Source organism: Thalassobaculum sp. OXR-137 (genome assembly GCF_034377285.1).
In the GTDB taxonomy this organism is placed as follows: Bacteria; Pseudomonadota; Alphaproteobacteria; order Thalassobaculales; family Thalassobaculaceae; genus Thalassobaculum.
In genome coordinates, this window is sequence record NZ_CP139715.1 from 616070 (window position 1) to 641934 (window position 25865).

The following is a 25865-nucleotide window of genomic DNA, read 5'->3' on the forward strand; positions in this document are numbered from 1 at the left end:
GGCCGGCTCAGGCCGCGTCTTCGCGCGCGCGGGCCTTCTTCGCCTTGACCATCTTCTTCAGGAACATGTTCCGCTTCAACGCGGAGAGATGATCGACGAAGAGGACGCCGTCGATATGGTCGATCTCGTGCTGCAGGCAGATCGCCAGAAGGCCGTCGGCCTCCAGCTCCTGGCCGGCCCCGTCGCGGTCGAGATAGCGCACCTTGACCGCGACCGGACGCTCCACATCGGCATAGAGGTCGGGCAGCGACAGGCAGCCCTCCTCATGCGGGGCGGTCTCGTCGGACTTCCACACGATCTCCGGATTGGCGAGGCAGATCGGCGCGCGCGGCTCGTCCTTCTCGGACACGTCGACGACGATCACCCGCTTGGTCACGCCGATCTGGGGTGCGGCCAGTCCGATGCCGGGAGCCGCGTACATGGTGTCCAGCATGTCGTCCATGAGCGTGCGGATCTCGTCGTCCACCGCGGGCACCGGCGTGCACTTGGTTTTCAGAACGGGATCGGGTGCCCAGATGATCGGCCGCTTCGCCATGTCGGTATGTCCGGTCGATTCGCCAGTGTCGGAATGCGGTGGAGTTAGGGGAACTGCGCGAAATCGTCAAGAATCCGATGGCTTGCCGACAAGGCGCTCGCCGGGGGTCGTACCCGTGTTAGCGTGAGAACATGACAGGAACCGACATTCTCCTCATCGCCCTGATCGCCATCGTTCTCGTGGTGGCGATCCTGCTGTATCTGCGCTCGAACGCCGGCTCCGGGCTGGCGGAGGTGCTGGCCGAGCGCGACCGGCGCCAGGCCGAACTGACCGAGCGGCTCTCGGCGAGCCAGGAGCAGCTGTCCGGCCGCCTCACCCAGATCGCCGAGAGCCAGTCGGCGGCCCAGGCGCGCATGGCGGAAGCCCTGCAGGTCCAGGAACGCGAGATCGCCAAGAAGCTGGAAGAGCGCCTCGCCGACGTCACCAAGCGGATCGGCGAGGGGCTGGAGAAGTCGTCGAAGTCCACCGAGACGACCATGGGCGACCTGAAGGAGCGGCTCGCCGTCATCGACCGGGCGCAGAAGAACATCACCGAACTGTCCACCCAGGTCGACGGGCTGCAGGCGATCCTGTCGAACAAGCAGGCGCGCGGCGCCTTCGGCGAGATCCAGCTCAACGATCTGGTCACCCAGGCCCTGCCGCCGAGCGCCTACAGCTTCCAGGCGACGGTGGGCGGTAACCGCCGGGTCGACTGTCTGCTGACCCTGCCGAACCCGCCGGGCGCCATCGCCATCGACGCCAAGTTCCCGCTGGAGGCCTATCACGTGCTCCAGGCGGCGACGACGGACGAGGAGCGCATCGTCGCCCGCCGCCGCCTTGCCCAGGAGATCGGCGTGCATGTGCGGGCCATCGCCGAGAAATACATCGTGCCGGGCGAGACGGCGGAATCCGCGCTGATGTTCCTGCCCTCGGAAGCGGTCTATGCGGAGCTGCACGCCAACCTGCCCGCCGTGGTGCAGGACGCCTTCCGCCGTCGGGTCTGGATCGTGTCGCCGACCACCTTGATGGCGACACTGAACACGGTCCGCGCGGTGCTGAAGGACGCCTCCATGCGCGAACAGGCGCATGTGATCCAGGCCGAGGTCGGCAAGCTGCTGGACGACGTGACCCGGCTGGACGACCGGGTGAGCAAGCTCGACCGGCATTTCAATCAGGCGACCGACGACATCCGCCAGATCCGCATCTCCACCGACAAGGTGACGAAGCGGAGCGAACGGATCCAGGAGATCGAACTGGAACAGCCGAGCGCGATCACCGATGCCGCCCCCACGCCGCCGAGGCTGGCGGCGGTGGAGGATTGACCCTTCGACACGCCCCTGACGGGGCTGCTCAGGGCGAGGTCAAAAGTTTGAACAGAAACCCCGACCTCGCCCTGAGCAGCCCGGAGGGCGTGTCGAAGGGCCGGCCATTTCCCCGTCATCCCCAAACTAAGGTCGGGATGACGAATGGGGGGGTAGGAAAGAGCCCCTCAATCCCCCTCGGGCCGGGCTGCGCTGGCGCGGAAGGGGCTCATCGGGTAGGTGCCGAGGATCCGGACGGCATCCGGCGGGCAGAAGAACTTCAACTCCTCCAGCGCCAGCGCCATGTGGCGCTCCTCGGGATGGCCCTCGGCGTCGACATAGAATTGCGCCGCCTCGAACGAGCCGCCGACCAGATAGCTCTCCAGCTTGGTCAGGTTGATGCCGTTGGTGGCGAAGCCGCCCAGCGCCTTGTACAGGGCGGCCGGCACGCTGCGGACCCGGAAGACGATGGTCGTGACCACCTTGTCGGCGGACACCGGCGGCAGCTTCGGCGCCTTGGACATCACCAGGAAGCGGGTGGTGTTGTGGGCGAAATCCTCCACCGAGTCGGCCAGGATCTCCAGCCCGTAGACCTCGGCGGCAAGCGACGAGGCAATGGCGGCAATGGAAGGGTCGTTCCACTCGGCCACGTCCTTGGCCGCCCCGGCATTGTCGGCGTGCTGCATCCGCTTCAGGCCGTATTTCTGGATCAGCTTGCGGCACTGGGCCAGTCCCTGGGGATGAGCGTGGACCTCCTTCAGCCCCTCCAGGGTCGCGCCCTTGAGGCCGAGCAGCATGTGGTTCACGCGCTGGAAGTGCTCACCGATGATGAAAAGGCCCGATTCCGGCAGCAGGTGGTGGATGTCGGCCACGCGGCCGGCCACCGAGTTCTCCACCGGCACCATGGCCAGCTCCGCCGTGCCGTCCTGCACCGCCGACAGCATGTCCTCGAAGCTGTAGCAGGGCATCGGCTCGTGATCGGGCGCGGCCGCCACGCAGGCCAGATGGGAATAGGCGCCCGGCTGCCCCTGATAGGCGACTTTCGGCTGGTCGGTCATGCGGTCTCTCCGGAAGGGGCCAGCAGGGCGCGGGCCTGCTCGAGCTGGCGCTGGGTGTCGACGCCGAGCGGAATGGTCTCCACCCGGGCCACTTCGATGCGCATGCCGGCCTCCAGCGCGCGGAGCTGCTCGAGGCGCTCGCGGATCTCCAGCGGCGACGGCGGCAGGGTCACGAACCGGTCGAGCGCGGCGCGGCGGTAGCTGTACAGGCCGATATGGTGGAACACTTCGCCCTCGCCCCAGGGGATCGGGTGCTTGGAGAAGTACAGGGCGCGGCCGAACAGCCCGTTCGGCTCCCAGGCGGTGGCGACCTTGTTCACGCCGCTGGCGGGATCGAGGTCCTCCGGCTCGGTGATGGCGCAGGCGGCCGTGCTCCAGTCGGCATCGGGCATACGGTTAAGCGCCTCGATGGTGGCGCGCACCGTCTTGGTCTCCAGCACGGGCAGGTCGCCCTGGATGTTGACGATCACGTCATGTTTGCCGTCCGGATCGATCCTGCCCAGCGCCTGGTGGATCCGGTCGGTCCCCGAGGGCAGCGCCGCATCGGTCATCACCGCGCGTCCGCCGGCGGCCTCGACGGCGTCGGCGATCGCCTGGTCGCCGGCGGCGACGACGACGGGGCCGGCATCGGCTTCCAGTGCCCGGCGCAGCACCTGCACGATCATCGGGACGCCGTGAATATCGGCCAGCGGCTTGTTCGGCAGGCGGGACGAGGCCAAGCGGGCGGGGATCATGAGAATCGGGTTCATGCCGGCCAAAGGCTCCTGTTTTGCACGCCCGGGAAAGGCCCGGACACGCGTTTGCGGCGATATGCCACGCGAGGCTGCGGTGATACGCCGATCGCGCGGAGTTGCGCAAGCGCGCGGGGATAAGGTAAGTCGTGTTCCGCGTGACGTGGCAGCAGCCGTCCGGTCGGCCTCATGGTCGACAGAGTCGGACGCTGTCAGTATGGTTGCGCGCATGGATTTTCGCGGGGCCTCGGCGCGTCAATGCGCGGGCCCGGGTGGGATACGAAGAGGGCTGAACACCATGGCGACGTCGCTCGAAGGCAACAAGATCATCGCAGGCATCCTGTGCGCGGGACTGCTGGCGATGGCGACCGGAAAGATCGCGGACGCGCTGGTCCATCCGAACCACCTGGAAGAGAACGCGTTCAAGATCGAGGTCGCCGAGGGCGCCTCGTCGCAGACGGCCGCTGCGGCCGGTCCGGAGCCGGTCGAGCCGGTCCTGGGCCTGCTGGCCAGCGCCGATGTCGCCGCCGGCGAGGCCCTGACCAAGAAGTGCGCGGCCTGCCACACCTTCGACAATGGCGGCGCGAACAAGGTCGGTCCGAACCTCTACGGCGTGGTGATGGGGCCGAAGGCGCATCGCGACGACTTCGCCTATTCCGACGCCATGGCGAACTTCTCCGACCCGGCGACCTGGACATACACGTCGCTGAACAAGTTCCTGAACAAGCCGAAGGACTACATGCCCGGCACGAAGATGAACTTCGCGGGCCTGAAGAAGGCGTCCGAGCGCGCCGACCTGATCGCCTATCTGCGCACCATGGCCGACTCTCCGGCGCCGCTGCCGTCGGACGAGGAGATCCAGAAGGCCGAGGAAGAGTTCAAGACGGCGACCGGCGGCTGACCGGCCGCCCCGGCTCTCCGCCATGACCGGGTTCACCCTCGAGGCGGCGGCGGATTTCGCCGCCGAGCTGGCCGACGCCGCCCGGCCGATCATCCGGGACTATTTCCGCACCGGCGTTGTCGTCGACATCAAGGCCGACGACAGCCCCGTGACCGTCGCCGACCGCAGCGTCGAGAAGGCCCTGCGCGCGATGATCGAGGCCCGCTTCCCCGATCACGGCATCGCCGGCGAGGAATTCGGCCCGAAGAATCTGGACGCCGAATACGTCTGGTCCCTCGACCCGATCGACGGCACCAAGGCCTTCATCACCGGACGCCCGACCTTCGGCACCCTGATCGGCCTGCTGCGGCGGGGCGAGCCGGTTCTCGGCGTGATCGACTGCCCGATCCTGGACGAACGCTGGGTCGGCGGACCGGAAGTGGCGACCCTCCTCAACGGCAAGCCGATGATGGAGCCGGTCTCCAAGCCGCTCGACAAGGCGATCCTGACCGCCACCTCGCCGGACATGTTCAACGCCATGGAAGCGCCCCGCTTCGCCGCGTTGAAGGACGCCTGCGGCCTGACCCTGTTCAGCGGCGACTGCCACAATTTCGGCCTGCTGGCCCTGGGCACCATCGATCTGGTGGTCGAGTCCAGCCTCAGCGATTACGACTATCTGGCTCCCGCCGCCGTGGTGACCGGCGCGGGCGGCAAGCTGACGGACTGGACCGGCGCGCCGGTCAGCCTCGGCTCCACGTCGCGCATCGTCGCGGCGCGCAATCCGGCCCTGCACGCCGCCGCCGTCGCCATCCTCTCCTCCTGACCGGCCCGACAATCGACTCGCGGGCGCTCGACATTATCCGTCGAACTGCCATGTTTCCGCCCAGAGCCTGTTGTTTATGATGGGCGATGCACTGCCTGTCGGGAGAGCCAGATCGATGACGATAGCCCGTTTCGCCGCCATCCTGGCCGTCGCTACGACGTCCGCCCTCGCTTCGGCCGCCGCCCAGGACTACACGGCCGAGCCGACCCACGCGATCGCGATGCACGGGGAGGCCAAATACGGGCCTGATTTCGATCATTTTGACTACGTGAACCCGGACGCGCCGAAGGGCGGAACCCTGACGCTGGAGGATTCCGGCGGCTTCGACAATTTCAACCCGTATATCCTGCGCGGCACCCCGGCCGGCGGCCTGAGCTATCTCGGATCGAACATGATCTTCGAAGCCCTGTTGGAGCCGAGCGAGGACGAGCCGTTCACCAAATACGGCCGCCTCGCCGAGACCATCGAGGTGCCTGAGGACCGGTCCTGGATCGCCTTCAACCTGAACCCGAAGGCGCGGTTCCAGGACGGCAAGCCGGTAACGGCCGAGGATGTGGTCTGGAGCTTCAACACCCTGGTGGAGAAGGGCTCGCCGATCTACGCGTCGTACTGGAGCGATGTGCAGGAGGTGCGGGCGACCGGCGAACGTCGCGCCCTGTTCATCTTCAAGAACAACAAGAACAAGGAACTGCCGCTGATCCTCGGCCAGATGCCGGTGCTGCCGAAGCATTTCTGGGACGGCCGCGACTTCTCCGAGCCGCTGACCGAGCCGCCGGTCGGCTCGGGGCCCTACACGATCGAGAGCTTCGAGTTCGGCCGACGCATCGCCTACAAGCGCGACGAGACCTATTGGGGGGCCGACATCCCGGTCAACAAGGGTCAGAACAACATGGACCGGATCGCCTATGAGGTGTTCCGCGACCGCGAGGTGGCGACGGAGGCCTTCAAATCCGGCGCCTTCGACTTCCGGGCCGAGAACTCGGCCAAGCGGTGGGCCACGGCCTACAACTTCCCCGCCCTCGACGCCGGCATGGTGGTGAAGGAGGAGATCCCGAACAACGCCTCCGGCGGCCTGCAGGGCTTCGTCTACAACCTGCGCAAGCCGATCTTCCAGGACCGCACGGTGCGCGAGGCCCTGGGCTACGCGTTCGATTTCGAATGGACCAACCAGACGCTGATGTACGGGTCCTATGCCCGGACCAACAGCTACTTCACCAACACGGGTCTGGAATCCAGCGGCCTGCCGGAGGGGGCGGAGCTCGCCCTGCTGGAGCCGCTGCGCGACCAGCTTCCGCCGGAGGTCTTCACCACGCCGTACAAGGCGCCGGTCAGCGACGGGTCCGGCAGCGACCGCAGGAACCTGCGCACGGCGCTCAAGCTGCTGCAGGATGCCGGCTGGTCGCTCCAGGACGGGGTGATGACCAAGGACGGCATGCGGCTGGAATTCGAGATCCTGATGAGCCAGGCCTCGACCGAGCGGCTGGTGCTGCCGTTCATCGACAGCCTGGGCAAGATCGGGGTGAAGGCGACGCCGCGGCTGGTCGATCCGATCCAGTATCAGAACCGGATCCGGGATTTCGACTTCGACATGACCACCGGCGCCTTCGGCCAGTCCACGTCGCCCGGCAACGAGCAGTGGGAGTTCTGGGGATCCGTCGTCGCCGATCAGCCGGGCTCGAGAAACATCATGGGCATCAAGAATCCGGCGATCGACGCCCTGATCCGCCACGTGGTCGCCGCGGACAGCCGCGAGGACCTGGAGGTGGCGACCCGGGCGCTGGACCGGGCGCTGCTGTGGAACCACTACGTCATTCCGCAATTCCACAGCGACAACTTCCGCCTGATCTACTGGAACAAGTTCGAGCATCCGGACGTCGCGCCGAAATACGGGCTCGGCTTCCCCGGCACCTGGTGGATCGATCCGGACAAGGCGGCCGCCGTCCGCGCCTATCTCGGCAAGCGCTGATCCGCCGCCGCCCGTGTCCGCCTGATCCCCGATTGGACGCCCCGGAATGACCGCCTACATCCTGAAACGGCTGCTGCTGATCATCCCGACGCTGTTCGCCATCATGGTGCTCAACTTCGCGATCATGCAGGCGGCACCCGGGGGACCGATCGATCAGGTGATCGCCCAGATCAGCGGTCAGAATACCGACGCCACCGCCCGGATCAGCGGCAATACCAGCGCGCCGGGCGAGGCGTCGGCCCCGCGCTCCGACGGCTCGTCGACCACCCGCAGCGCCCGGGGACTGGATCCGGAACTGATCAAGCGGCTGGAACGCCAGTTCGGCTTCGACAAGCCGATGCATGAGCGCTTCCTGGACATGATGGGCAACTACCTGCGCTTCGATTTCGGCGACAGCTTCTTCAAGAGCGGGTCTGTGGTCGATCTGGTGCTGGAGAAGATGCCGGTCTCGATCTCGCTCGGCATCTGGACGACGCTGCTGGTCTACCTGATCTCGATCCCGCTCGGCATCCGCAAGGCGGTGCGCGACGGCTCGGCCTTCGACGTGTGGACCAGCGGGGTCATCATCGTCGGTTATGCGATCCCGGGGTTCCTGTTCGCCGTGCTGCTGATCGTGCTGTTCGCCGGAGGCAGCTTCCTGCAGTGGTTTCCGCTGCGCGGCCTGGTCTCCGACAACTGGGAGCAGCTCGACTGGGGCGCGCGGATCCTCGACTACCTCTGGCACATGGTGCTGCCCATCACGGCCATGGTGGTCGGCGGTTTTGCCAGCCTGACCATGCTGACCAAGAACTCGTTCCTGGACGAGATCAACAAGCAGTACGTCCTGACCGCCCGCGCCAAGGGGCTGAGCGAGCGCAGCGTCCTCTACGGCCACGTGTTCCGCAACGCCATGCTGATCGTGGTGGCCGGCTTCCCCAGCGCCTTCGTCAGCGTGCTGTTCACCGGGGCGCTGTTCGTGGAGATCATCTTCTCGCTGGACGGGCTCGGCCTGCTCGGCTTCGAGGCGGCGATCAGCCGGGACTATCCGGTCATCTTCGCCACCCTCTACTTCTTCACCCTGCTCGGCCTGCTGCTGAATCTGCTCGGCGACGTGATGTACACGATCATCGATCCACGGATCGATTTCGAGCGGCGGGAGGGCTGAGCGGTGAGCGTGTCCGACATCCCCAACCAGGCTTCGGCCGACCGCCGGCCGACTGTCTTCGGCATCCGCGTGTCGCCGATCAACCGCCGCCGGTACGAGAACTTCAAAGCCAACCGGCGGGGCTGGTGGTCGCTCTGGCTGTTCCTCGTCCTGTTCGTCTTCAGCCTGCTGGCCGACGTGGTCGCCAACGACAAGCCGCTGCTCATCGTCTACGACGGCGGCCTCTACACGCCCATCGTGCGGTCCTATCCGGAGACCACCTTCGGCGGCGACTTCCCGACCGAGGCCGACTACCGCGATCCCTTCGTCCAGGAGCTGATCGCCGAGAAGGGCTTCACGGTCTGGCCGCTGATCCCCTATTCGTTCCAGACGATCGACCGGGAGCTGACCGTGCCGGCCCCGTCGCCGCCTGACGCCCGGCACTGGCTCGGTACCGACGACCAGGCGCGCGACGTGCTCGCCCGGGTGATCTACGGGTTCCGCATCTCCATCCTGTTCGGCCTGGCGCTGACCGCTGCGGCCTCGGTGATCGGCGTGGCCGCCGGTGCGGTCCAGGGGTATTATGGCGGGCTGATCGATCTCGGCTTCCAGCGCTTCATCGAGATCTGGGGCGGGATGCCGTTCCTCTACATTCTGATCATCCTGTCCTCGATCATCGTGCCCGGCTTCTGGACGCTGCTGTTCCTGCTGCTGCTGTTCCAGTGGACCCAACTCGTCGGCGTGGTGCGGGCCGAGTTCCTGCGCGCCCGCAATTTCGACTATGTCCGCGCCGCCCGGGCGCTGGGCGTCGGCGACCGGACGATCATGCGCCGCCACGTCCTGCCCAACGCCATGGTGGCGACCCTGACCTTCATGCCCTTCATCCTGAACGGATCGATCACCGCCCTGACCGGGCTCGACTTCCTGGGCTTCGGCCTGCCGCCCGGTTCGCCCTCCCTCGGCGAGCTGCTGAACCAGGGCAAACAGAACCTGCAGGCCCCCTGGCTCGGTCTCACCGCCTTCTTCACGCTGGCGATCATGTTGAGCCTGCTGATCTTCGTCGGCGAGGCGGTGCGCGACGCCTTCGACCCGCGAAAGACCTTCTCCCAATGACCGAGCAGCACGAGAAACCCCTGCTCCGGGTCCGCGACCTGTCGGTCAGCTTCGGCCGCAACGAGCCCGCCGTGCGCGGCGTCTCGTTCGACGTGCACAAGGGCGAGACCGTGGCGCTGGTCGGCGAGTCCGGCTCCGGCAAGTCGGTCACCGCCCTGTCGACCCTGCGGCTGCTGCCCTACCCGCTCGCCAGCCACGGCCCCGCCTCCAGCGTCACCTGGAAGGGCGAGGAGATCATGGGCGCCGACGAGCGCACCCTGATGCGGATCCGCGGCGACGAGATCGCCATGATCTTCCAGGAGCCGATGACCTCGCTGAACCCGCTGCACACGGTCGAGAAGCAGATCGGCGAGACCCTGGCCCTGCATAAGGGTCTGCGCGACAACGCCGCCCGGGCGCGAACCCTGGAGCTGCTGGACCTGGTCGGGATCAAGGACCCGGAGAGCCGGCTGGCCTCCTACCCGCATCAGCTTTCCGGCGGCCAGCGCCAGCGGGTGATGATCGCCATGGCGCTGGCGAACGAGCCGGACCTGCTGATCGCCGACGAGCCGACCACCGCCCTGGACGTCACCATCCAGGCGCAGATCCTGGCCCTGCTCGACCGGCTGCGCCGGGAGATGGGCATGGCGGTGCTGCTGATCACCCACGACCTGGGCATCGTGCGCAAGGTGTCCGACCGGGTCTGCGTGATGACCGACGGCGAGATCGTCGAGCATGGCGAGACCGAGCGGGTCTTCACCGCGCCCGAGCACCCCTATACCCAGAAGCTGCTGGCCGCCGAGCCCAAGGGCGCGCCTGAACCGGTGGCGGAGCGGGCCAAGACCGTGCTTCAGGCCTCCGACGTGCGGGTCTGGTTCCCGATCCAGCGCGGCTTCCTGAAGCGCACAATCGGCCATGTGAAGGCGGTCGACGGCGTGACAGTGGGCGTCAAAGAAGGCGAGACCGTCGGCATCGTCGGCGAGTCCGGCTCCGGCAAGACCACGCTGGCCATGGCGATCCTGCGGCTGACCTCCTGCACCGGCCGGGTCACCTTCCTCGGCCGCGAGGTCCAGGGCATGGGCAAGGAGGACCTGCGGTCCCTGCGCCGGGACATGCAGATCGTCTTCCAGGACCCCTATGGCAGCCTGTCGCCCCGGCTTTCCATCGCCGAGATCGTCGGCGAGGGCATGGGCGTCCACGACCTCTCCGAACTCGGCCTGAAGAGCGAGGCGGACAAGGATCGCCGCATCGACGAGGTGCTGCGCGAGGTCGGGCTCGATCCCGCCCTGCGCGACCGCTATCCGCACGAGTTCTCCGGCGGCCAGCGCCAGCGCATCTCCATCGCCCGCGCCATGGTGCTGCGCCCGAAGCTGGTGATCCTGGACGAGCCGACCTCGGCCCTGGACATGAGCGTGCAGGCGCAGATCGTCGAGCTGCTGCGCGACCTGCAGCGCAAGCACGGGCTGGCCTATCTGTTCATCAGCCACGACCTGAAGGTGGTTCGCGCCATGTCGCACCGGGTCTATGTGATGCGCGAGGGCATGGTGGTCGAGCACGGGCCCACGGCCCAGGTGATGGACGCCCCCAAGCGCGACTACACCAAGGCCCTGATGGCCGCCGCCTTCGACCTGGAAGCGCGCGAGGACGGGGCCGTCAGAACCTAGCTCAGATGCCCCATCGCGTGGCGCACGACCTTGGCCATCACCGTGGGCAGCGCCGCCTCGCCCAGCCGCTCCACCGGCCACCAGCGGGCGTCGGCCACCTCGGGACCGGTCTCGACCCGGCCGGCCAGCACGGTCAGCTCCAGATGGAAATGGGTGAAGGTGTGGCGCACCATCCCCGGCAGTTCCCGCCAGGCCACGCCGGCAACCGGCGCGTGGTCCCTCGCCGATACCGTTTCGGCTTCCTCGATCCAGGGCGAGGAGGGCACCTCCTGCATACCGCCGAGCAGCCCGCTCTCCACCCGGCGGCGCAGCAGGATCGCGCCCTGCCCGTCCGTCACGAAGAAACAGGTGCCGCGGCGGGTCGGCTTGGCCTTTTTGGGCGTCTTGGCCGGCAGATCCTCCGCGACGCCCTCCACCCGGGCCACGCAGGCATCCGACCACGGGCAGGTCAGGCATTTCGGCTTGCGCGGGGTGCAGACGGTCGCGCCCAGATCCATGATCGCCTGGGCATAGTCGCCCGCCCGCTCCATGGGCGTGATCCGGGCGGCAAGCGCCTTCAGCTTCGGCTTGGAGCCCGGCAGCGGGTCGGTGACGAGACGCAGGCGGGCGATCACCCGCTCCACATTGCCGTCCAGGATCGTCGCCGGCCGGTCGAAGGCGATGGCGGCGACCGCTGCGGCCGTGTAGTCGCCTACCCCCGGCAGGGTCTTCAGCCCCTCCTCGGTGTCGGGAAACCGGCCCCCGTGTTCCATGGCCACCACGCCGGCGCAGCGATGCAGGTTGCGCGCCCGTGCGTAGTAGCCGAGCCCGGCCCATTCGGTCAGCACGTCGTCCAAGTCGGCCGAAGCCAGCGATTCCACCGACGGCCATCGCGAGGTGAAGCGTTGGAAGTAGGGACCGACCGTCGCCACCGTGGTCTGCTGCAGCATGATCTCGCTCAGCCAGACCCGGTAGGGATCGGCCAGCTCGCCCGGTTCCGCCCGCCAGGGCAGGCGACGGCGATGCCGGTCATACCAGGCGAGCAGGCGGCGGGCGAGATCGGGCGAGGAGATCGGAGCGGCGGTGTGTGTCATCGTCGGTGAAGATAGCGTGTGACGGCGACCGCGCCATATGTATGGATGACGCCCCTATCGAACCGGAGCCGGACAGGAGGGCCGCGATGGCGGACGAGAAGACCGAGGGAGCAAGGAAGGTACGGCGCGGCGGCATGCGCGCGCTGTCCAACCTGGCGCCCGGCCTGACCGATCCGCTGTTCCGCAAGCGCGGCTTCGTCGAAGGCCGTATTCCCCGCGACTGGGCGCAGATCGTCGGCGCCGACCTGGCGCAGTCCTGCGCGCCCGAGTCGCTGAACTTTCCGCGCGGCCGGCGCGACGGGGCGACCCTGAAAATCGTCGCCCTGCCGGGACGCGCGCTGGAAATTCAGCACCTGACGCCACAGATCATCGAGCGGGTGAACGGCCATTTCGGCTGGGCCGCGGTCGCGCGGATGACGATCCGCCAGGGGCTGCTGCCCACACCGCCGAAATCCCGGCGCCCGAGCCTGCGCCCCCTGGCGGAGCGCGAGAAGACCGCGATCCGGGACCGGGTCGGGGGCGTACAGGACAGCGCCCTGCGCGAGCGTCTGGCGGCCCTGGGCGAGGCGGTCACCGCCCGCGCAGCCGCCGGCCCCGGCGAGGGAACTTGAGTATGGGGCGGAAAATAGCCTCAATCCCGAGCTAATCGGGAAACTTGCCGGGTCGCAGGGACTCGGCGTATTGTCATCAACATCTGGTGTCCGGGAGCGGAACATGTATCGCAGAACACTAAATCTTGGGATCCTTGGTCTGGCTGGCGGCCTGGTCGGCACGACGCTGGTCCCGTCCCTGGCCCGTGCCGTCGTCGAGGTCGACCTGAAAGCCGCCGAGACGCCGCGCGTGCTCGGCGACCCGGATGCGCCGCTGACGATGATCGAGTATTCCTCGCTCACCTGCCCGCACTGCGCCACGTTCCACGCCAAGAGCTACAAGCCGATCGTCGAGAACTACGTCGACACCGGCAAGCTGAAGTTCGAGATGCGGGACTTCCCGCTCGACCAGTACGCGCTGCGCGCCTCGGCCATGGCGCGGGCGATCGACGGCAAGCCGTATTTCGCGCTGATCGACATGATCTTCAAGCAGCAGGCCACCTGGACCCGCGCGGAGAACCCGATCGACGCCCTGAAGAAGATCGGCCGGCTGGCCGGCATCAGCGCCGAGACGGCCGATGCCTACATGACCAACGAGGCCCTGCTCGACTCGATCCTGAACGGCCGGATCGACGCGCAGAAGAGCTACGACGTCAACTCGACCCCGACCTTCGTGATCGGCGACGAGGTGATCCGTGGCGCCGAGCCCTACGAGACCTTCCAGAAGGTGATCGAGGCCAAGCTCGCCTAACCCCCGTCTCGGAGACCCACCACGGTGCATTTCAGCAAACTGCGTCTGACCGGGTTCAAGTCCTTCGTCGAGCCGACCGAGCTGCTCATCGAGGAAGGGCTGACCGGCGTGGTGGGGCCGAACGGCTGCGGCAAGTCGAACCTTGTCGAGGCGCTGCGCTGGGTCATGGGCGAGACATCCGCCAAGCAGATGCGTGGCGGCGGCATGGACGACGTCATCTTCGGCGGCACCGAGCAGCGCCCGGCCCGCAACATGGCCGAGGTAGGGCTGTTCGTCGCCAATGACGACCGCCGCGCCCCGGCGCAGTTCAATGCCGCCGACGAGCTCGAGGTGGTGCGGCGGATCGAGCGCGATAAGGGGTCGCACTACCGGGTCAACGGCAAGGACGTGCGCGCCCGCGACGTGCAATTGCTGTTCGCCGATGCCGCCACCGGCGCCCGCTCGGCCGGACTGGTCAGCCAGGGCAAGATCGGCAGCATCGTCCAGGCCAAGCCGGGTGACCGCCGGGCCCTGCTGGAGGAGGCGGCGAACATCCGCGGCCTGCACACCCGGCGGCACGAGGCGGAACTGCGCCTGCGCGCCGCCGAGCAGAACCTGGAACGGTTGGACGACGTGCTGAAAGCGCTGGAGGGCCAGCGTGCCGCGCTTCGGCGTCAGGCAAGACAGGCCCAGCGCTACCGCGAGCTCAGCGAGAAGATCCGCCAGGCGGAGTCCATCGTCCTGCATGCCCGCTGGACCCACACGATGGAGGAACGGCGCAAGGCCGGCGCCGCCCTCGCCGCCGCCCGGGACAAGGTGACGGAAGCGACCCAGGCGGCCGCCGCCGCCAGCGCCGCCCAGACCGATTCGGCCGCCAGCCTGCCCGGCCTGCGCCAGAGCGAGGCGGAGGCCTCCGCGGAACTCCAGCACCTGACCGTCACCCGCAGCGAGCTCGATGCCGAGGAACGGCGGATCGCCACCGCCCGCAGCGAGGCCGAAACCCGCCTGCGCCAGATCGCCGACGACGTCGCCCGAGAGAAGACCCTGGTGGAAGAGGCCGCGTCCTCGCTGGCAAGGCTGATCGGCGAGCGTGATGCCCTGGCCGCCGCCGGGGAAGGCGAGGCCGAGGCCCAGGAGGCGAGCGGCACCGCCCTGACCAAGGCGAACCGCGACGCCGAGGAGGCCGAGGAGGCGGTTCACAAGACCACCGAGGCGATCGCCGTCGCCGACGCCCGCCGGGCCGCCCTGGAACGGCAGTTGCGCCAGGCCGAGGAGCGGATCGCCCGGCTCGACCGCCAGCAGGCCGAACTCGCCGAGCGCCGGGCCGAACTGGTCCGCCAGGCCGTGCCCGAGGACGAGCGCGGCGCCGCCGAACGGGCGGTGACCGACGCCGCCGCCGCCGCGGAAGCGGCCGAAGCCGGCATTCCGGCGGCCCAGCAGACCCGCGATGCCGCCCAGGAAGCCGAAAAGGCCGCCCGCGCCGCCGCCCGCGACCTGGACGCCGCGGTCTCGGAACTGGACACCGAGGCCACCGGCCTGCGCCGTCTGCTAATGCAGGCGAAGAGCGAGGCCGCGCCCATCGTCGATGCGGTCACCGTCGCGCCGGGCTACGAAACCGCCCTTGGAGCCGCCCTCGGCGACGATCTTGAGGCCCCCGCCCTCCAGGCGAACGCCACCCCGACGGCCGGCGGTTGGCGCGATGGCGCGGCGGCTGGCGGGGCCGACTGGCCGGCCGGCATCGAGCCGCTTGCGCCGAAGGTCACGGCGCCCGCCGCCCTCACCGCCCGCCTCGCCCGCACCGGCATCGCCGCCGATCCGGCGACAGCCGCCGCCGCCCAGCCGTCCCTGGCGCCAGGCATGCGGATCGTCACCCGCGAGGGCGGCATGTGGCGCTGGGACGGGTTCGTGCAGACCCCCGGTGCGCCCAGTTCCGCCGCCATCCGTCTGGAGCGCCGCAACCGTCTGGCCGAGCTCGACCGCCACCTTGCCGAGCGACGCGGCGCCCTGGACGTCGCCCGATCCGAGGCCGAGCATGCGGCGGAGACCCTGGCCGCCGCCGACGACGCGGTGGAGGTCGCCCGTCGGGCCCGCAATGCCGCGTCGGACGCCCTGTCCAAGGCGAAATCCGCGGCCGCCGCGATCGAGGCGCGGGTCGCCGCCGTGGACACGAAACTCGCCGCCCTGGATGACGGGGCCGCCCGCCTCGCCGGCGAGCGCGAGGAGGCCGTGACCGCCCAGGTCCAGGCGGCGGAGGAACTGAAGACCCTGCCGGACGTGGAGGCCTTGCGTGCGGAATCCTCCCGGCTGCGGGCCGCCCTGTCGGAACGCCGGGCCGAACTGGTCGAGGCCCGCACCGAGCACGACCGGCTGGTGCGCGATGCCGAGGCGCGGCGAACCCGGCTGTCGGCGACCGAGGGCGAGATCAAGTCCTGGGAACAGCGCCGCGAGCGCGCGGATACCCGGCTGGGCGACCTGGATACCCGCCGCCAGGGCGAGGAGGGAGAGATCGCCCGCCTGGCCTCGCGGCCGCAGGAGATCGCCGCCGAGCGCGAGAAGGTCGTGGCGCTGATCGAAACCGCCGAGGCCAAGCGCCGGCAGGCGGCCGACGCCCTGGTCTCCGCCGAGAGCCGGCAGACCGAACTGGACCGGGTGGCCAAGGAAGCCGAACGCAGCGCCGGCGAGGCCCGCGAGACCCTGATCCGGGCCGAGGCCCAGCTGGAGCAGATCAACCAGACCCTCCGCGTCGAGCGCGAGCGCATCCAGGAACGCCTGGACTGCACCCCGGACGAGATCCTGGCCAAGGCCGGGATCGATCCGGAAGCGCCCCTGCCCGACGCCGAGCAGACCCAGCGCAGCCTGGACCGGCTGAGCGGCGAGCGCGAGGCCATGGGCCCGGTCAACCTGCGGGCCGAGACCGAGCTGGACGAACTGACCGAACAGATCGAGGGCATGGAGCGCGAGCGCGACGACCTGGTCGGTGCGATCCAGCGCCTGCGCAGCGCCATCGCCGCCCTGAACAAAGAGGGCCGCGAACGGCTGCTGGCCGCCTTCAACCTGGTCAACGGCCATTTCCAGACCCTGTTCCGGCGCCTGTTCGGCGGCGGCGAGGCGCATCTGAAGCTGACCGAGGCCGACGATCCGCTGGAGGCCGGGCTTGAGATCCTGGCCAGCCCGCCGGGCAAGAAGATGCAGCATCTCTCCCTGCTGTCCGGCGGCGAACAGGCGCTGACGGCGGCCGCCCTGGTCTTCGCGGTGTTCCTGACCAACCCGTCGCCGATCTGCGTGCTGGACGAGGTGGACGCGCCGCTGGACGACACCAACGTCGACCGGTTCTGCTCGCTGCTGCAGGACATCGTGAAGGAGACCGGCACCCGCTTCCTGGTCATCACCCACCACCGGATGACCATGGCGCGCATGGACCGGCTGTTCGGCGTCACCATGGCGGAGCGCGGCGTCAGCCAGCTCGTCTCCGTCGATCTGGCCCGCGCCGAGAGGCTGCGCGACGCCGGCTGAAAACCGCCGATATATTTATTATTTATAATCAACCGCTTGTCATGTTTTTCGCAGTGCGGTCGTGGCCTTGACACCCTACAGGCCCCTGCGTATGGTGGCGCCGCTTCGCTGGGGGTCCGGCAAGCACGGGATTCGTCGCGCCCACAGGTGCGCCGGGGTCCGGATCAACTTTAGCGGAGCCCGATCTTTCGGGTCTGGGGAATGACCGACAAGAACTCCCCTCCTTCGCTCGACAGCCTCGCAGAGCGCCTGAAGCGCGCGCGGGGCGGCGAGAAGGGATCGCTGAACAAGGATCTGGAACCGGGCCTGCCGAAGAGTGCGATCGGTGTCGCCTTCCGCGTCGGTGTCGAGCTCGTGGCCGGCGTCGTGGTCGGGGCGGCGATTGGGTACGGGCTCGATCAATGGCTGGGGACTACTCCCTGGATGCTGATCGTGTTCTTCTTTCTTGGGGCCGCAGGCGGGATGATGAACGTCTACCGCGCGGCAACCGGCCAGGGTCTCTCGGTGGGCTACACCAAGGATCCGGACGGGGTTGGCCCTCGCGGGTCGCAGCAAGCGGACGGCGGATCGCCGGACGGCGGAAACAAAGAGGGGTAGAAGGTGGCGTCTCCGGTCGAACAATTCCAGATCAAGACCATTGGCCCGGAGCTCCATGTCGCGGGCATGGATATCTCCTTCACCAACTCGGCTCTGTTCATGATCCTGGCGACCTTCGTGGTCGGCGTGTTCCTGACCCAGTCGATGAGCGGCCGTCACCTGGTCCCGACGCGGATCCAGTCGCTGGCGGAGCTGTCCTACGAGTTCATCGCCAACATGGTGCGCGAGAATGTCGGTCCGGAAGGCCGGCCGTACTTCCCGTTCATCTTCTCGCTGTTCATGTTCATCCTGGTCGGCAACCTGCTGGGCATGATTCCGTTCAGCTACACGTTCACCAGCCAGATCATCGTGACCTTCGCCATGGCGATCACGATCTTCGTCGCGATCACGATCGTGGCGCTGGTCAAGCACGGGCTGCACTTCTTCACGTTCTTCTTCCCGTCGGGCGCGCCGGTCTACATGGCGCCGCTGCTGATCCCGATCGAGATCCTGTCCTACCTGTCGCGCCCGGTCAGCCTGTCGGTGCGACTGTTCGCGAACATGATGGCCGGCCACACCATGATGAAGGTGTTCGGCGGCTTCGTCGTCGCCCTCGGGGTGTTCGGCGTGGCGCCGCTGCTGGTGCTGGTCGCGCTGACCGGCTTCGAGATCCTCGTCGCCGTGCTGCAGGCCTACGTGTTCACGATCCTCACCTGCATCTATCTCTACGACGCGATCCATCTGCACTGATCGGTCACGTCGCGAGACATCAACCCAGCCTCTAACCTCCCAACGAACGGAAGGATAAGACCCATGGAACTCGAAGCCGCCAAGATGATCGGAGCCGGTCTTGCCGTCATCGCCCTGATGGGTGTCGGTGTCGGTATCGGCAACATCTTCTCGACCCTGATCGCTTCGATCGCCCGTAACCCGGCGGCCCGCGGCGAAGTCTTCGGCATCGGCATTCTGGGCTTCGCCCTGACGGAAGCCGTCGCGCTGTTCGCGCTGCTGATCGCGTTCCTCATCCTGTTCACCTGATCCGGTTCCGGGTGCCCGCTGTCCGGCCGGCACCCTCGACCCCCGTCAGGAGGATGACGACATGATCGCCAACAGCGTGACCCGCTGGTCTCGGCGCATCGGCCTCGCAGCCGCCGCGGCGGTTGCGGCCGTGCCGTCCTGGGCGGCTACGGACGCCCATGGTGGCGGAGGCGGCGGCCTGCCGCAGCTCGATGCCACGACCTATCCGACCCAGATCTTCTGGCTGATCGTCAGCTTCGCCCTGCTCTACGCCATCATGTCGAAGGTCGCGATTCCGCGGATCGCCGATGTGCTGGAAGAGCGGCAGGAGCGGATCGAGGACGACATCGAGACCGCCGAGCGCCTGCGCGCCGAGGCGGAAGCGGTGAAGGCCGACTACGAGAAGGCGGTGGCCGACGCCCGGTCCCAGGCCCATGACCTTGTCCGCAAGGCCATGGACGAGATCTCGGCTTCCCACGCCACGGCCGAGGCCGAGGCGGCGAAGAAGACCGCTGAGACCACCAAGGCCGCCGAGGCCCGTATCGCCGAGCAGCGGACCGAGGCTCTGGAGAGCCTGAAGTCCGTGGCCAGCGAAGCCGCCGCCGAGGCGACGGTGAAGCTGACCGGCATCAAGGTGAGCGACGCCAAGGTCGGAAAGGCGGTCGAATCCGCCATGCAGGGAGGCGCCTGATGTTCAACGATCCGACATTCTGGGTCGCCGTCTCCTTCGTCCTGTTCCTGGCCCTGCTGTACTGGAAGGGCTGGCGTCCGATCGTCGCCGGCCTCGACAAGCGGGCCGAGGAGATCAAGCGCAAGCTCGACGAGGCACAGGCGCTTCGCGAGGAGGCGCAGGCCGCCAAGGCCGACTACCAGCGCCGCCAGCGCGACGCCCTGCAGGAGGCCGAGGCCATCCTGGAGCACGCCAAGACCGAATCCGTGCGGTTGCGCGAAGAGGCCGAGGCGAAGCTGGAGCAGTCGCTCGCCCGGCGCGAGCAGGTCGCCATGGAGAAGATCCAGGCGGCCGAGGCCAAGGCCCTTCAGGAAGTGCGGGCGCAGATGGTGGACCTCGCCGTCGCCGCGACCCGGCGCCTGATCGAGGACAACATGGACGCCGCGACCCAGAAGAAGCTGGTCGCCAACGCCATCGACGAGATCCCGACCCGGCTCCAGTAAACGGACCGGCCCGGCAGGGACGCTCGGACACGATACGGATAACGGCCCGCGGGATCGCTCCCCGGGCCGTTTTCTTTTGGGGATGCCGGCCGGGCGCACCGCCCCTTCCCCCTCCCCGCCAAACCCGACTTCCTGGACGGCCCCGGTCCCGGCCTTGCGCCGGGGTATTCGGGGGGACGATCCAGGACCTTGCCCCGCTGTATCCGACGACCTCATGAGGGTCCTGGACAGCGCGTGCCGCGCTTCCAGGAAGTCGGTGGAGGGAAAGAGGATACGGGAGAACCGCGGTCCCCCGCTCCCCCATACCCGACTTCCTGGACGGCCCCCGTCCCGGCCTTGCGCCGGGGTAATCCGGGGGAAGATCCAGGACCGTGTCCCGCTGTATCCGACGACCTCATCGGGGTCCTGGACAGCGCGTGCCGCGCTTCCAGGAAGTCGGTGAGGGGGAAGTCGGCAAAGAGGGCGTCGAGAGCCGTCGAGAGCCGCCGAGGGGCGCCGAGAACCGTCGCCTATGTGCTGTCGGCCTTCGTCTTCTGGCCGTCGAACATCAGGCGCAGACGGGCCCGCTGGGCCTCGCGGATGTGGTAGCGCGCCGCCGCCTCCGCCCGCGCCTGATCCCGCGCCTCGATCGCCTCCAGCACCTCCTGGTGCTCCTGACGGGCGGTGCCCGAACGGCCGGTCAGCGACAGGGTGGTCATGCCCAGCAGCGCCATGGCGTCGCTCAGCACGTTCAGGGTCTTCAGCAGATAGCGGTTATGGGCCGCCCGGTAGAGCGTGCCGTGGAACTGCCGGTTATGGGTCGCCAGCGCCCTGGGATCTCCGTCGCCCGGATCGGCCGCGATCAGGTCGCGCAGCAGGGTGATCTCGGCATCGGAGGCGTGGCGGGCGGCCAGGCCGGCGGCCGTGCCCTCCAGCACCTCGCGCATCTGGTAGAGCTCCATCACCGCTTGGTGGTCGAGCTCGGCGATGACCATGCCGCGATAGGGCACGAAGGTGAGCAGGCCGTCCGCTTCCAGCCGCCGCAGCGCCTCGCGGACCGGCGTGCGGCTGACATCCAGCCGCTTCGCCATCTCGATTTCGCGGATCCGTTCGCCCGGCTTCAGCTCGCCGGCCTGAATCGCCTCGCGCAGGCGGTGATAGGCCCACTCGCCGCGCGACTCCGCAACGGAACGGGCGGCATCGTCGATGCCGCCCGGCTCATTGTCGTTCAGTTCGAGTTTCTTCGGAGCCCTCGCCATGGGGCGAGTATGCCCTACTCCGCGGCGTCGGCGCGACCGGAAGTCGCCTCCTCGCCGGCACCCGTCCCGGCAAGCTTGCCGAACACCGCGCCGGACATCAGGCCGGTGCCGCCCGGGTAGTTGAAGTAGAACAGGCCGCCGACCAGCTCGCCGGCGGCGTACAGGCCGGGAATCGGGTTCATGTCCACGTCGACCACCTGGCCGCGCTCGTCGATCCGCAGGCCGCCGAACGTGAAGGTGATGCCGCAGGTGACCTGATAGGCCTCGAACGGACCCTGCTCGATCCGCACCGCCCAGTTCGACTTCGGCACCGAGAGCCCGTTGGTGCCGCGGCCGTCCTTGACGTTCGGGTTGAACTCGACATCGGTCTGGACCGCGTCGTTATAGGCCTTCACCTCGGCCAGGAAGGCTTTCTTGTCCACGCCTTCCAGCTTGTCCGCCAGTTCCTCCAGCGTGTTGCCGGTGACCTTGGTCACCTGGCGGATGCGGTACTCGTCGCGCTGCAGGTGGACGGTCTGCTGGTCGAAGATCTGCCACGCCATCTGGCCCGGCTGGTTGAGGATCACCCGGCCGTACTTGGCGTAGGTGTAGTTGCGGAAGTCCGCCCCTTCGTCGACGAAGCGCTTGCCCTCGGCATTGACCATGATCGAGAACGGATAGGAGTGCTTCTGGAAGTTGTCGCCGACCGCCAGATCGCCGAATTCCGGCGCGTTGAAGTCCCAGCCGACCGCATGGCCGCCAGACCAGTTGCCGTAGGGGCAGGCGCCGATGTCGAGCGCCATGCGGATGCCGTCGCCGGTGTTGAAACGGGTGCCGCGCACCTTCGCCAGCTCCCAGCCCGGGCCCATGTAGCGGGTGCGCCATTCCGGGTTGGCCTCGAAGCCGCCGCTGGCCAGGACCACCGCCTTGGCGGAGATGGTCTCCACGCCGGTCGGGCCTTTCACCTTCACGCCGTGCACGCGCACATCGTCGTATTCGAGCGACAGGGCGCGGGTGGAGTAGCGGATTTCGATGCCGTTCTTCTTGGCCGCGGTCCACAGGGCCTCGACCAGACCGGGTCCGCCGCCCCAGGCTTCCACGGTCAGGCCGCCCCAGAACTTGAACTTGCCGTCGACCTTGAAGGCCTGGCGGCCCCAGATCGGCTGGAAGCGCACGCCCTTGCCCTTCATCCACATCAGCGTGTCGTAGGACGAGGTGATGAGCTTTTCCGCCAGGTCCGGGTTGCAGCGGTACTGGGTGACCCGGAACATGTCGTCGAAGAACTGATCGGCGGTGTAGGTGCCGAAATCGGTGATCGCCACTTCTTCGTCGGTGATGTCGGGCATCAGGGCGCGCAGGTCGTCGACGCCGTTATAGACCGTGCGGATGGCACCGGCGGTGAAACGGGTATTGCCGCCGCCCTCGTCTTCGTGAGCGCGCTCCAGCACCAGGACCGAGGCCCCGGACTCGCGCGCCGACAGGGCAGCGCAGAGTGCGGCATTACCGGCACCGACGACGACGACATCCCATTCAGCCATGACTTCCTCTCCTTCTGGGGGCCCGCAGGCGCCCGGTGCGGCCTGGGCCGACCTTAGATAAAACTGCTTGTATAACTTTGTATACAATCCTGCCGGGGCCGATGTCCAGCATTGCGAACACCCGGTGCCGCTAATTGCACGGGCCCGCCTTCATGCCGCGCTGCCCAAGCGAACGGAGAGCGGGTAAGCTGCGGCCATGCGTCCCTGGAACCAGACACTCGGCCCCCGCCTCAGGGTGGTCATCGCCCCCAACGTCGCCGTCGGCCCCGGCAAGGCGGACCTGCTGCAAGGCGTGGTGGAGACCGGCTCGATCGCCGCCGCCGGCCGCCGCCTCGGCATGAGCTACAAGCGCGCCTGGGGCCTGGTGGAAGGCATGAAGGAGGATTTCGGGGCTCCCCTGGTGACCACCACCCGCGGCGGCTCGGCCCGCGGCGGCGCGGAACTCACCGACCTCGGCCAGAGCGTGCTCGACCTCTACCGGCGGATGGAAGACCAGGCGGCCGCCGCGACCAGGGTGGAGTTGGAGGCGCTGCAGACCCTGCTCGCCGACCAGAAGGGCTGACGCCCCGTGGATGCCTGTCGCCGCAGCCCCGTTGACCGCGCTGCCGCGACGTGAGACCGTCCCGATATGTTCAATGAGACATATCGGAAGCCGATGTCGGTCCTGACCTGCCTGTCCCGGGCCTCGCTTCTCGTGCTGCTGGCGGTCGTCACGGCCGCCTCCGCCCGCGCCGGAGAGGTGCGGGTGGCGGTCGCCGCCAACTTCACCGACGCCGCCAAGGAGATCGGCGCCGCCTTCGATACGGCGACCGGCCATCGCGCGGTCTTCAGCTTCGCCTCCACCGGCCAGATCTACACTCAGATCCTCGGCGGTGCGCCGTTCGACGTCTTCCTGGCCGCCGACCAGGCGCGGCCGGAAAAGGCGGTCAACGAGGGCCTGGGCGATCCCGACCATCGCTTCACCTACGCCAAGGGGCGCCTCGCCCTGTACAGCCGAGAGGCGGGACTGGTCACCGGTCCGGAAACCCTCGACGCCGACGGCCTCGGCAGGCTCGCCATCGCCAACCCGCAGACCGCTCCCTACGGCGCGGCGGCGATCCAGGTCCTGACCCATCTCGGCCGGCTCGAGCGGTTCGAGGGCGAGATGGTCCAGGGGGTCAACATCGCCCAGACCTATCAGTTCGTCGCCACCGGCAATGCGCGGCTTGGCTTCGTCGCCGCCTCGCAGATCGCCGGCCATGGGGACGGGTCGCGCTGGCTGGTGCCGGACCACCTGCACGATCCGATAGCCCAGGATGCCGTGCTGCTGAAATCCGCCGCCGACCGCGACGCCGCGCTCTCCTTCATGGCCTTCCTGAAAAGTCCGCAGGCTCTGGCGGTGCTGGAGAAATACGGCTACGCCCCGGGTGACTGACGACGGACGGTTGACGGAAGGAGATCCATGCCCGACCTCGCCGAGATCTGGTCCCCGGTCCGCCTGACCCTGATCCTGGCGGCGGTTACGACCCTGGTCCTGCTGGTCGTCGCCACGCCGATCGCCTGGTGGCTCGCGCGGTCGCGTGCCGCCTGGAAGGAAGCGGTGGCAGCAATCGTCGCCCTACCCTTGGTGCTGCCGCCGACGGTGCTCGGCTTCTATCTCCTGATCCTGCTCGGGCCGGACGGGCCGGGCGGGTGGCTCGCCTCTCTCGGCGGTGCGCGGTCGCTGGCCTTCACCTTCACCGGACTGGTCATCGGCTCGGTGATCTATTCCCTGCCCTTCGTGGTGCAGCCGGTCCGCAACGCCTTCGAGGCCATGGGCGACCGGCCGCTGGAGGTCGCCGCCACCCTGCGCGCCGGCCCCTGGGACCGATTCTGGAGCGTGGCGGTGCCGCTTGCCCGACGCGGATTCCTGACCGGGGCGGTGCTCGGCTTCGCCCACACCATGGGCGAGTTCGGCGTGATCCTGATGATCGGCGGCAACATCCCGGGCGAGACGCGGGTTCTCTCCATCGCCATCTACGACTACGTGGAGACCCTGCGCTGGGCCGAGGCACACCTGTTGGCCGGCGGCATGGTGGTCTTCGCCTTCGCGGTGATCCTGGCGATGCTGGTGCTGGAGAAGCGGATCGGGGGGGTGCGGTCGTGAGCCGCCCGCCCGACGGCATCGACGCCCGGTTCGCCGGGACCATGGGCGGGTTCTCCCTGGACGTCGCCTTCACCGCGCCGATGCGGGGCATCACCGCCCTGTTCGGCCCCTCCGGCTCCGGCAAGACGACGGTGTTGCGGGCGATGGCGGGGCTCGCCCGCCTGCCCGGACACCTCCGCGTCGGTGGCGAGACCTGGCAGGACGACGCGCACCGCCTATTCCTATCGCCGCACCGCCGACCCATCGGCTATGTGTTCCAGGAGGCGAGCCTGTTCGCCCATCTGTCGGTGCGCGGCAACCTGCTGTACGGCGCCAAGCGGTCGGCCGGGCAGGCGCCGGCGATCGGCTTCGACGAGGCGGTGACGCTGCTCGGATTGGAGCGGCTGCTTGAGCGCGGGCCGGACAAACTCTCCGGCGGCGAGCGGCAACGGGTGGCCATCGGCCGCGCCCTGCTTTCCTGTCCCCGTCTGCTGCTGATGGACGAGCCGCTCTCGGCTCTGGACGAGGCGTCGCGGGCCGACATCCTCGCCACCTTCGAGCGGCTGCACTACGCCCTGCCGATCCCGGCGCTCTATGTCAGCCACGATCTGGCCGAGGTCGCCCGGCTGGCCGACCGGATGGTGGTGCTCTCGGCAGGCCGGGTGGTGGCGGAGGGGGATGTGGGACCGATCCTGGAACGGCTGGATCTGGAGCCGGCCACCGGACGGTTCGAGGCCGGCGTGGTGCTGTCCGCCTCGGTGACCGGTCACGACGGCACCTACCAGCTCACCCGCCTCGACCTGGCGGGTCAGCCGGTGTCCATTCCGCGGGTGGATGTGGCCGTCGGCGATCGGGTCCGCCTGCGCATCCGCGCCCGGGACGTGGCGCTGGCGACCCGGCCGCCGGAGGGGATCAGCATCCGCAACCGGCTCTCCGGCCGGATCGTCGAGATCGCCGCCGCCGAGGGCGCGCCCTATGCCGAAACTCTGATCGAGATCGCCGACGGTGTGCGCCTGCGGTCGCGGGTCACGCGGGAGTCGGCGGACGAGCTCGGCCTGCAGGTCGGCGCGCCGGTCATCGCCCTGGTGAAGACGATCTCCTTCGACGGGAGATAGGGTTCCCATCTCTTCCACAAATAAAGCCGACTTCCTGGACGACCGACCGGGAGATCCAGGACCGTTA

The 25865-nt window shown here is 68.4% G+C and carries 25 protein-coding genes; 19 read left to right on the forward strand and 6 right to left on the reverse strand.

Annotated features, from left to right (window positions below; all coding sequences use genetic code 11):
* Window positions 1-7 precede the first annotated feature (7 nt).
* Window positions 8-535, reverse strand: a complete 528-nt coding sequence (def, locus tag T8K17_RS02975; protein ID WP_322333018.1) for a peptide deformylase — start codon at window positions 533-535, stop codon at window positions 8-10.
* 131 nt (window positions 536-666) lie between these two features.
* Between def and T8K17_RS02980 the strand changes: the two genes are divergently transcribed.
* Window positions 667-1836 carry a DNA recombination protein RmuC gene (locus T8K17_RS02980; protein WP_322333019.1) on the forward strand — a complete coding sequence of 390 codons (1170 nt, stop codon included), beginning with the start codon at window positions 667-669 and terminating at the stop codon, window positions 1834-1836.
* Between the two features lie 167 nt (window positions 1837-2003).
* Here the strand turns inward: T8K17_RS02980 and T8K17_RS02985 are convergent, their stop codons facing one another.
* Together T8K17_RS02985 and T8K17_RS02990 are read right to left on the reverse strand one after the other, a co-directional pair.
* Window positions 2004-2873 carry a prephenate dehydratase gene (locus T8K17_RS02985; protein ID WP_322333020.1) on the reverse strand — a complete coding sequence of 290 codons (870 nt, stop codon included), beginning with the start codon at window positions 2871-2873 and terminating at the stop codon, window positions 2004-2006.
* Window positions 2870-3622 carry a 3-deoxy-manno-octulosonate cytidylyltransferase gene (locus T8K17_RS02990; RefSeq protein ID WP_322333021.1) on the reverse strand — a complete coding sequence of 251 codons (753 nt, stop codon included), beginning with the start codon at window positions 3620-3622 and terminating at the stop codon, window positions 2870-2872. The genes T8K17_RS02985 and T8K17_RS02990 overlap by 4 nt, the downstream gene beginning before the upstream one ends.
* Before the next feature lie 280 nt (window positions 3623-3902).
* On the opposite strand from T8K17_RS02990, the gene T8K17_RS02995 reads away from it, so the two are divergent.
* From T8K17_RS02995 to T8K17_RS03020, 6 genes are all read left to right on the forward strand, one after another.
* Window positions 3903-4505, forward strand: a complete 603-nt coding sequence (locus tag T8K17_RS02995) for a cytochrome c family protein (RefSeq protein ID WP_322333022.1) — start codon at window positions 3903-3905, stop codon at window positions 4503-4505.
* A 22-nt stretch (window positions 4506-4527) separates the two neighbouring features.
* On the forward strand, window positions 4528-5307 hold the full coding sequence (locus T8K17_RS03000; protein ID WP_322333023.1) for an inositol monophosphatase family protein: 780 nt from the start codon (window positions 4528-4530) through the stop codon (window positions 5305-5307).
* 115 nt (window positions 5308-5422) lie between these two features.
* The gene (locus T8K17_RS03005) at window positions 5423-7273 is read left to right on the forward strand and encodes an extracellular solute-binding protein (RefSeq protein WP_322333024.1); all 1851 of its coding nucleotides are present in this window, start codon (window positions 5423-5425) and stop codon (window positions 7271-7273) included.
* Between the two features lie 46 nt (window positions 7274-7319).
* Window positions 7320-8417, forward strand: a complete 1098-nt coding sequence (locus tag T8K17_RS03010; RefSeq protein ID WP_322333025.1) for a microcin C ABC transporter permease YejB — start codon at window positions 7320-7322, stop codon at window positions 8415-8417.
* A 9-nt stretch (window positions 8418-8426) separates the two neighbouring features.
* The gene (locus T8K17_RS03015) at window positions 8427-9509 is read left to right on the forward strand and encodes an ABC transporter permease (protein ID WP_322334919.1); all 1083 of its coding nucleotides are present in this window, start codon (window positions 8427-8429) and stop codon (window positions 9507-9509) included.
* Window positions 9506-11152, forward strand: a complete 1647-nt coding sequence (locus T8K17_RS03020; protein ID WP_322333026.1) for an ABC transporter ATP-binding protein — start codon at window positions 9506-9508, stop codon at window positions 11150-11152. Before T8K17_RS03015 ends, T8K17_RS03020 begins: the two co-directional genes overlap by 4 nt.
* Here T8K17_RS03020 and mutY read toward each other — a convergent pair.
* Complete coding sequence (gene mutY, locus T8K17_RS03025; RefSeq protein ID WP_322333027.1) at window positions 11149-12225, reverse strand: A/G-specific adenine glycosylase; 1077 nt, start codon at window positions 12223-12225, stop codon at window positions 11149-11151. The genes T8K17_RS03020 and mutY overlap by 4 nt on opposite strands.
* Before the next feature lie 86 nt (window positions 12226-12311).
* Here mutY and T8K17_RS03030 point away from each other — a divergent pair, with 86 nt between their 5' ends.
* From T8K17_RS03030 to atpF, 8 genes are all read left to right on the forward strand, one after another.
* Window positions 12312-12836, forward strand: coding sequence for a DUF721 domain-containing protein (locus T8K17_RS03030; RefSeq protein WP_322333028.1), 525 nt, complete (start codon window positions 12312-12314; stop codon window positions 12834-12836).
* A 103-nt stretch (window positions 12837-12939) separates the two neighbouring features.
* Complete coding sequence (locus tag T8K17_RS03035; protein WP_322333029.1) at window positions 12940-13566, forward strand: DsbA family protein; 627 nt, start codon at window positions 12940-12942, stop codon at window positions 13564-13566.
* A gap of 24 nt (window positions 13567-13590) precedes the next feature.
* Window positions 13591-17058 carry an AAA family ATPase gene (locus T8K17_RS03040; RefSeq protein WP_322333030.1) on the forward strand — a complete coding sequence of 1156 codons (3468 nt, stop codon included), beginning with the start codon at window positions 13591-13593 and terminating at the stop codon, window positions 17056-17058.
* A gap of 201 nt (window positions 17059-17259) precedes the next feature.
* Window positions 17260-17655, forward strand: a complete 396-nt coding sequence (locus T8K17_RS03045; protein ID WP_322333031.1) for an AtpZ/AtpI family protein — start codon at window positions 17260-17262, stop codon at window positions 17653-17655.
* A 3-nt stretch (window positions 17656-17658) separates the two neighbouring features.
* Entirely contained in the window at window positions 17659-18384 is a 726-nt protein-coding gene (locus T8K17_RS03050; protein ID WP_322333032.1) for a F0F1 ATP synthase subunit A, read from the forward strand.
* Between the two features lie 63 nt (window positions 18385-18447).
* Window positions 18448-18672, forward strand: coding sequence for an ATP synthase subunit C family protein (locus T8K17_RS03055; protein WP_028795788.1), 225 nt, complete (start codon window positions 18448-18450; stop codon window positions 18670-18672).
* A 61-nt stretch (window positions 18673-18733) separates the two neighbouring features.
* Entirely contained in the window at window positions 18734-19342 is a 609-nt protein-coding gene (locus T8K17_RS03060; protein WP_322333033.1) for a F0F1 ATP synthase subunit B', read from the forward strand.
* On the forward strand, window positions 19342-19824 hold the full coding sequence (gene atpF / locus T8K17_RS03065) for a F0F1 ATP synthase subunit B (RefSeq protein ID WP_322333034.1): 483 nt from the start codon (window positions 19342-19344) through the stop codon (window positions 19822-19824). The genes T8K17_RS03060 and atpF overlap by 1 nt, the downstream gene beginning before the upstream one ends.
* A 509-nt stretch (window positions 19825-20333) precedes the next feature.
* Here atpF and T8K17_RS03070 read toward each other — a convergent pair.
* Both T8K17_RS03070 and tcuA read right to left on the reverse strand, forming a co-directional pair.
* Window positions 20334-21062, reverse strand: a complete 729-nt coding sequence (locus tag T8K17_RS03070) for a GntR family transcriptional regulator (RefSeq protein WP_322333035.1) — start codon at window positions 21060-21062, stop codon at window positions 20334-20336.
* A 14-nt stretch (window positions 21063-21076) separates the two neighbouring features.
* Window positions 21077-22579 carry an FAD-dependent tricarballylate dehydrogenase TcuA gene (gene tcuA, locus T8K17_RS03075; protein WP_322333036.1) on the reverse strand — a complete coding sequence of 501 codons (1503 nt, stop codon included), beginning with the start codon at window positions 22577-22579 and terminating at the stop codon, window positions 21077-21079.
* Window positions 22580-22775: 196 nt separating this feature from the next.
* Here tcuA and T8K17_RS03080 point away from each other — a divergent pair, with 196 nt between their 5' ends.
* The 4 genes from T8K17_RS03080 (at window position 22776) to modC (ending at window position 25798) form a co-directional block, all read left to right on the forward strand.
* Window positions 22776-23141, forward strand: a complete 366-nt coding sequence (locus T8K17_RS03080; RefSeq protein WP_322333037.1) for a winged helix-turn-helix domain-containing protein — start codon at window positions 22776-22778, stop codon at window positions 23139-23141.
* A 93-nt stretch (window positions 23142-23234) separates the two neighbouring features.
* Window positions 23235-23993: a molybdate ABC transporter substrate-binding protein gene (gene modA, locus T8K17_RS03085; RefSeq protein ID WP_322333038.1), complete on the forward strand. Its 759-nt coding sequence runs from the start codon at window positions 23235-23237 to the stop codon at window positions 23991-23993.
* Window positions 23994-24020: 27 nt separating this feature from the next.
* Window positions 24021-24704: a molybdate ABC transporter permease subunit gene (gene modB / locus T8K17_RS03090; protein ID WP_322333039.1), complete on the forward strand. Its 684-nt coding sequence runs from the start codon at window positions 24021-24023 to the stop codon at window positions 24702-24704.
* On the forward strand, window positions 24701-25798 hold the full coding sequence (gene modC / locus T8K17_RS03095; protein WP_322333040.1) for a molybdenum ABC transporter ATP-binding protein: 1098 nt from the start codon (window positions 24701-24703) through the stop codon (window positions 25796-25798). Before modB ends, modC begins: the two co-directional genes overlap by 4 nt.
* Window positions 25799-25865 lie beyond the last annotated feature (67 nt).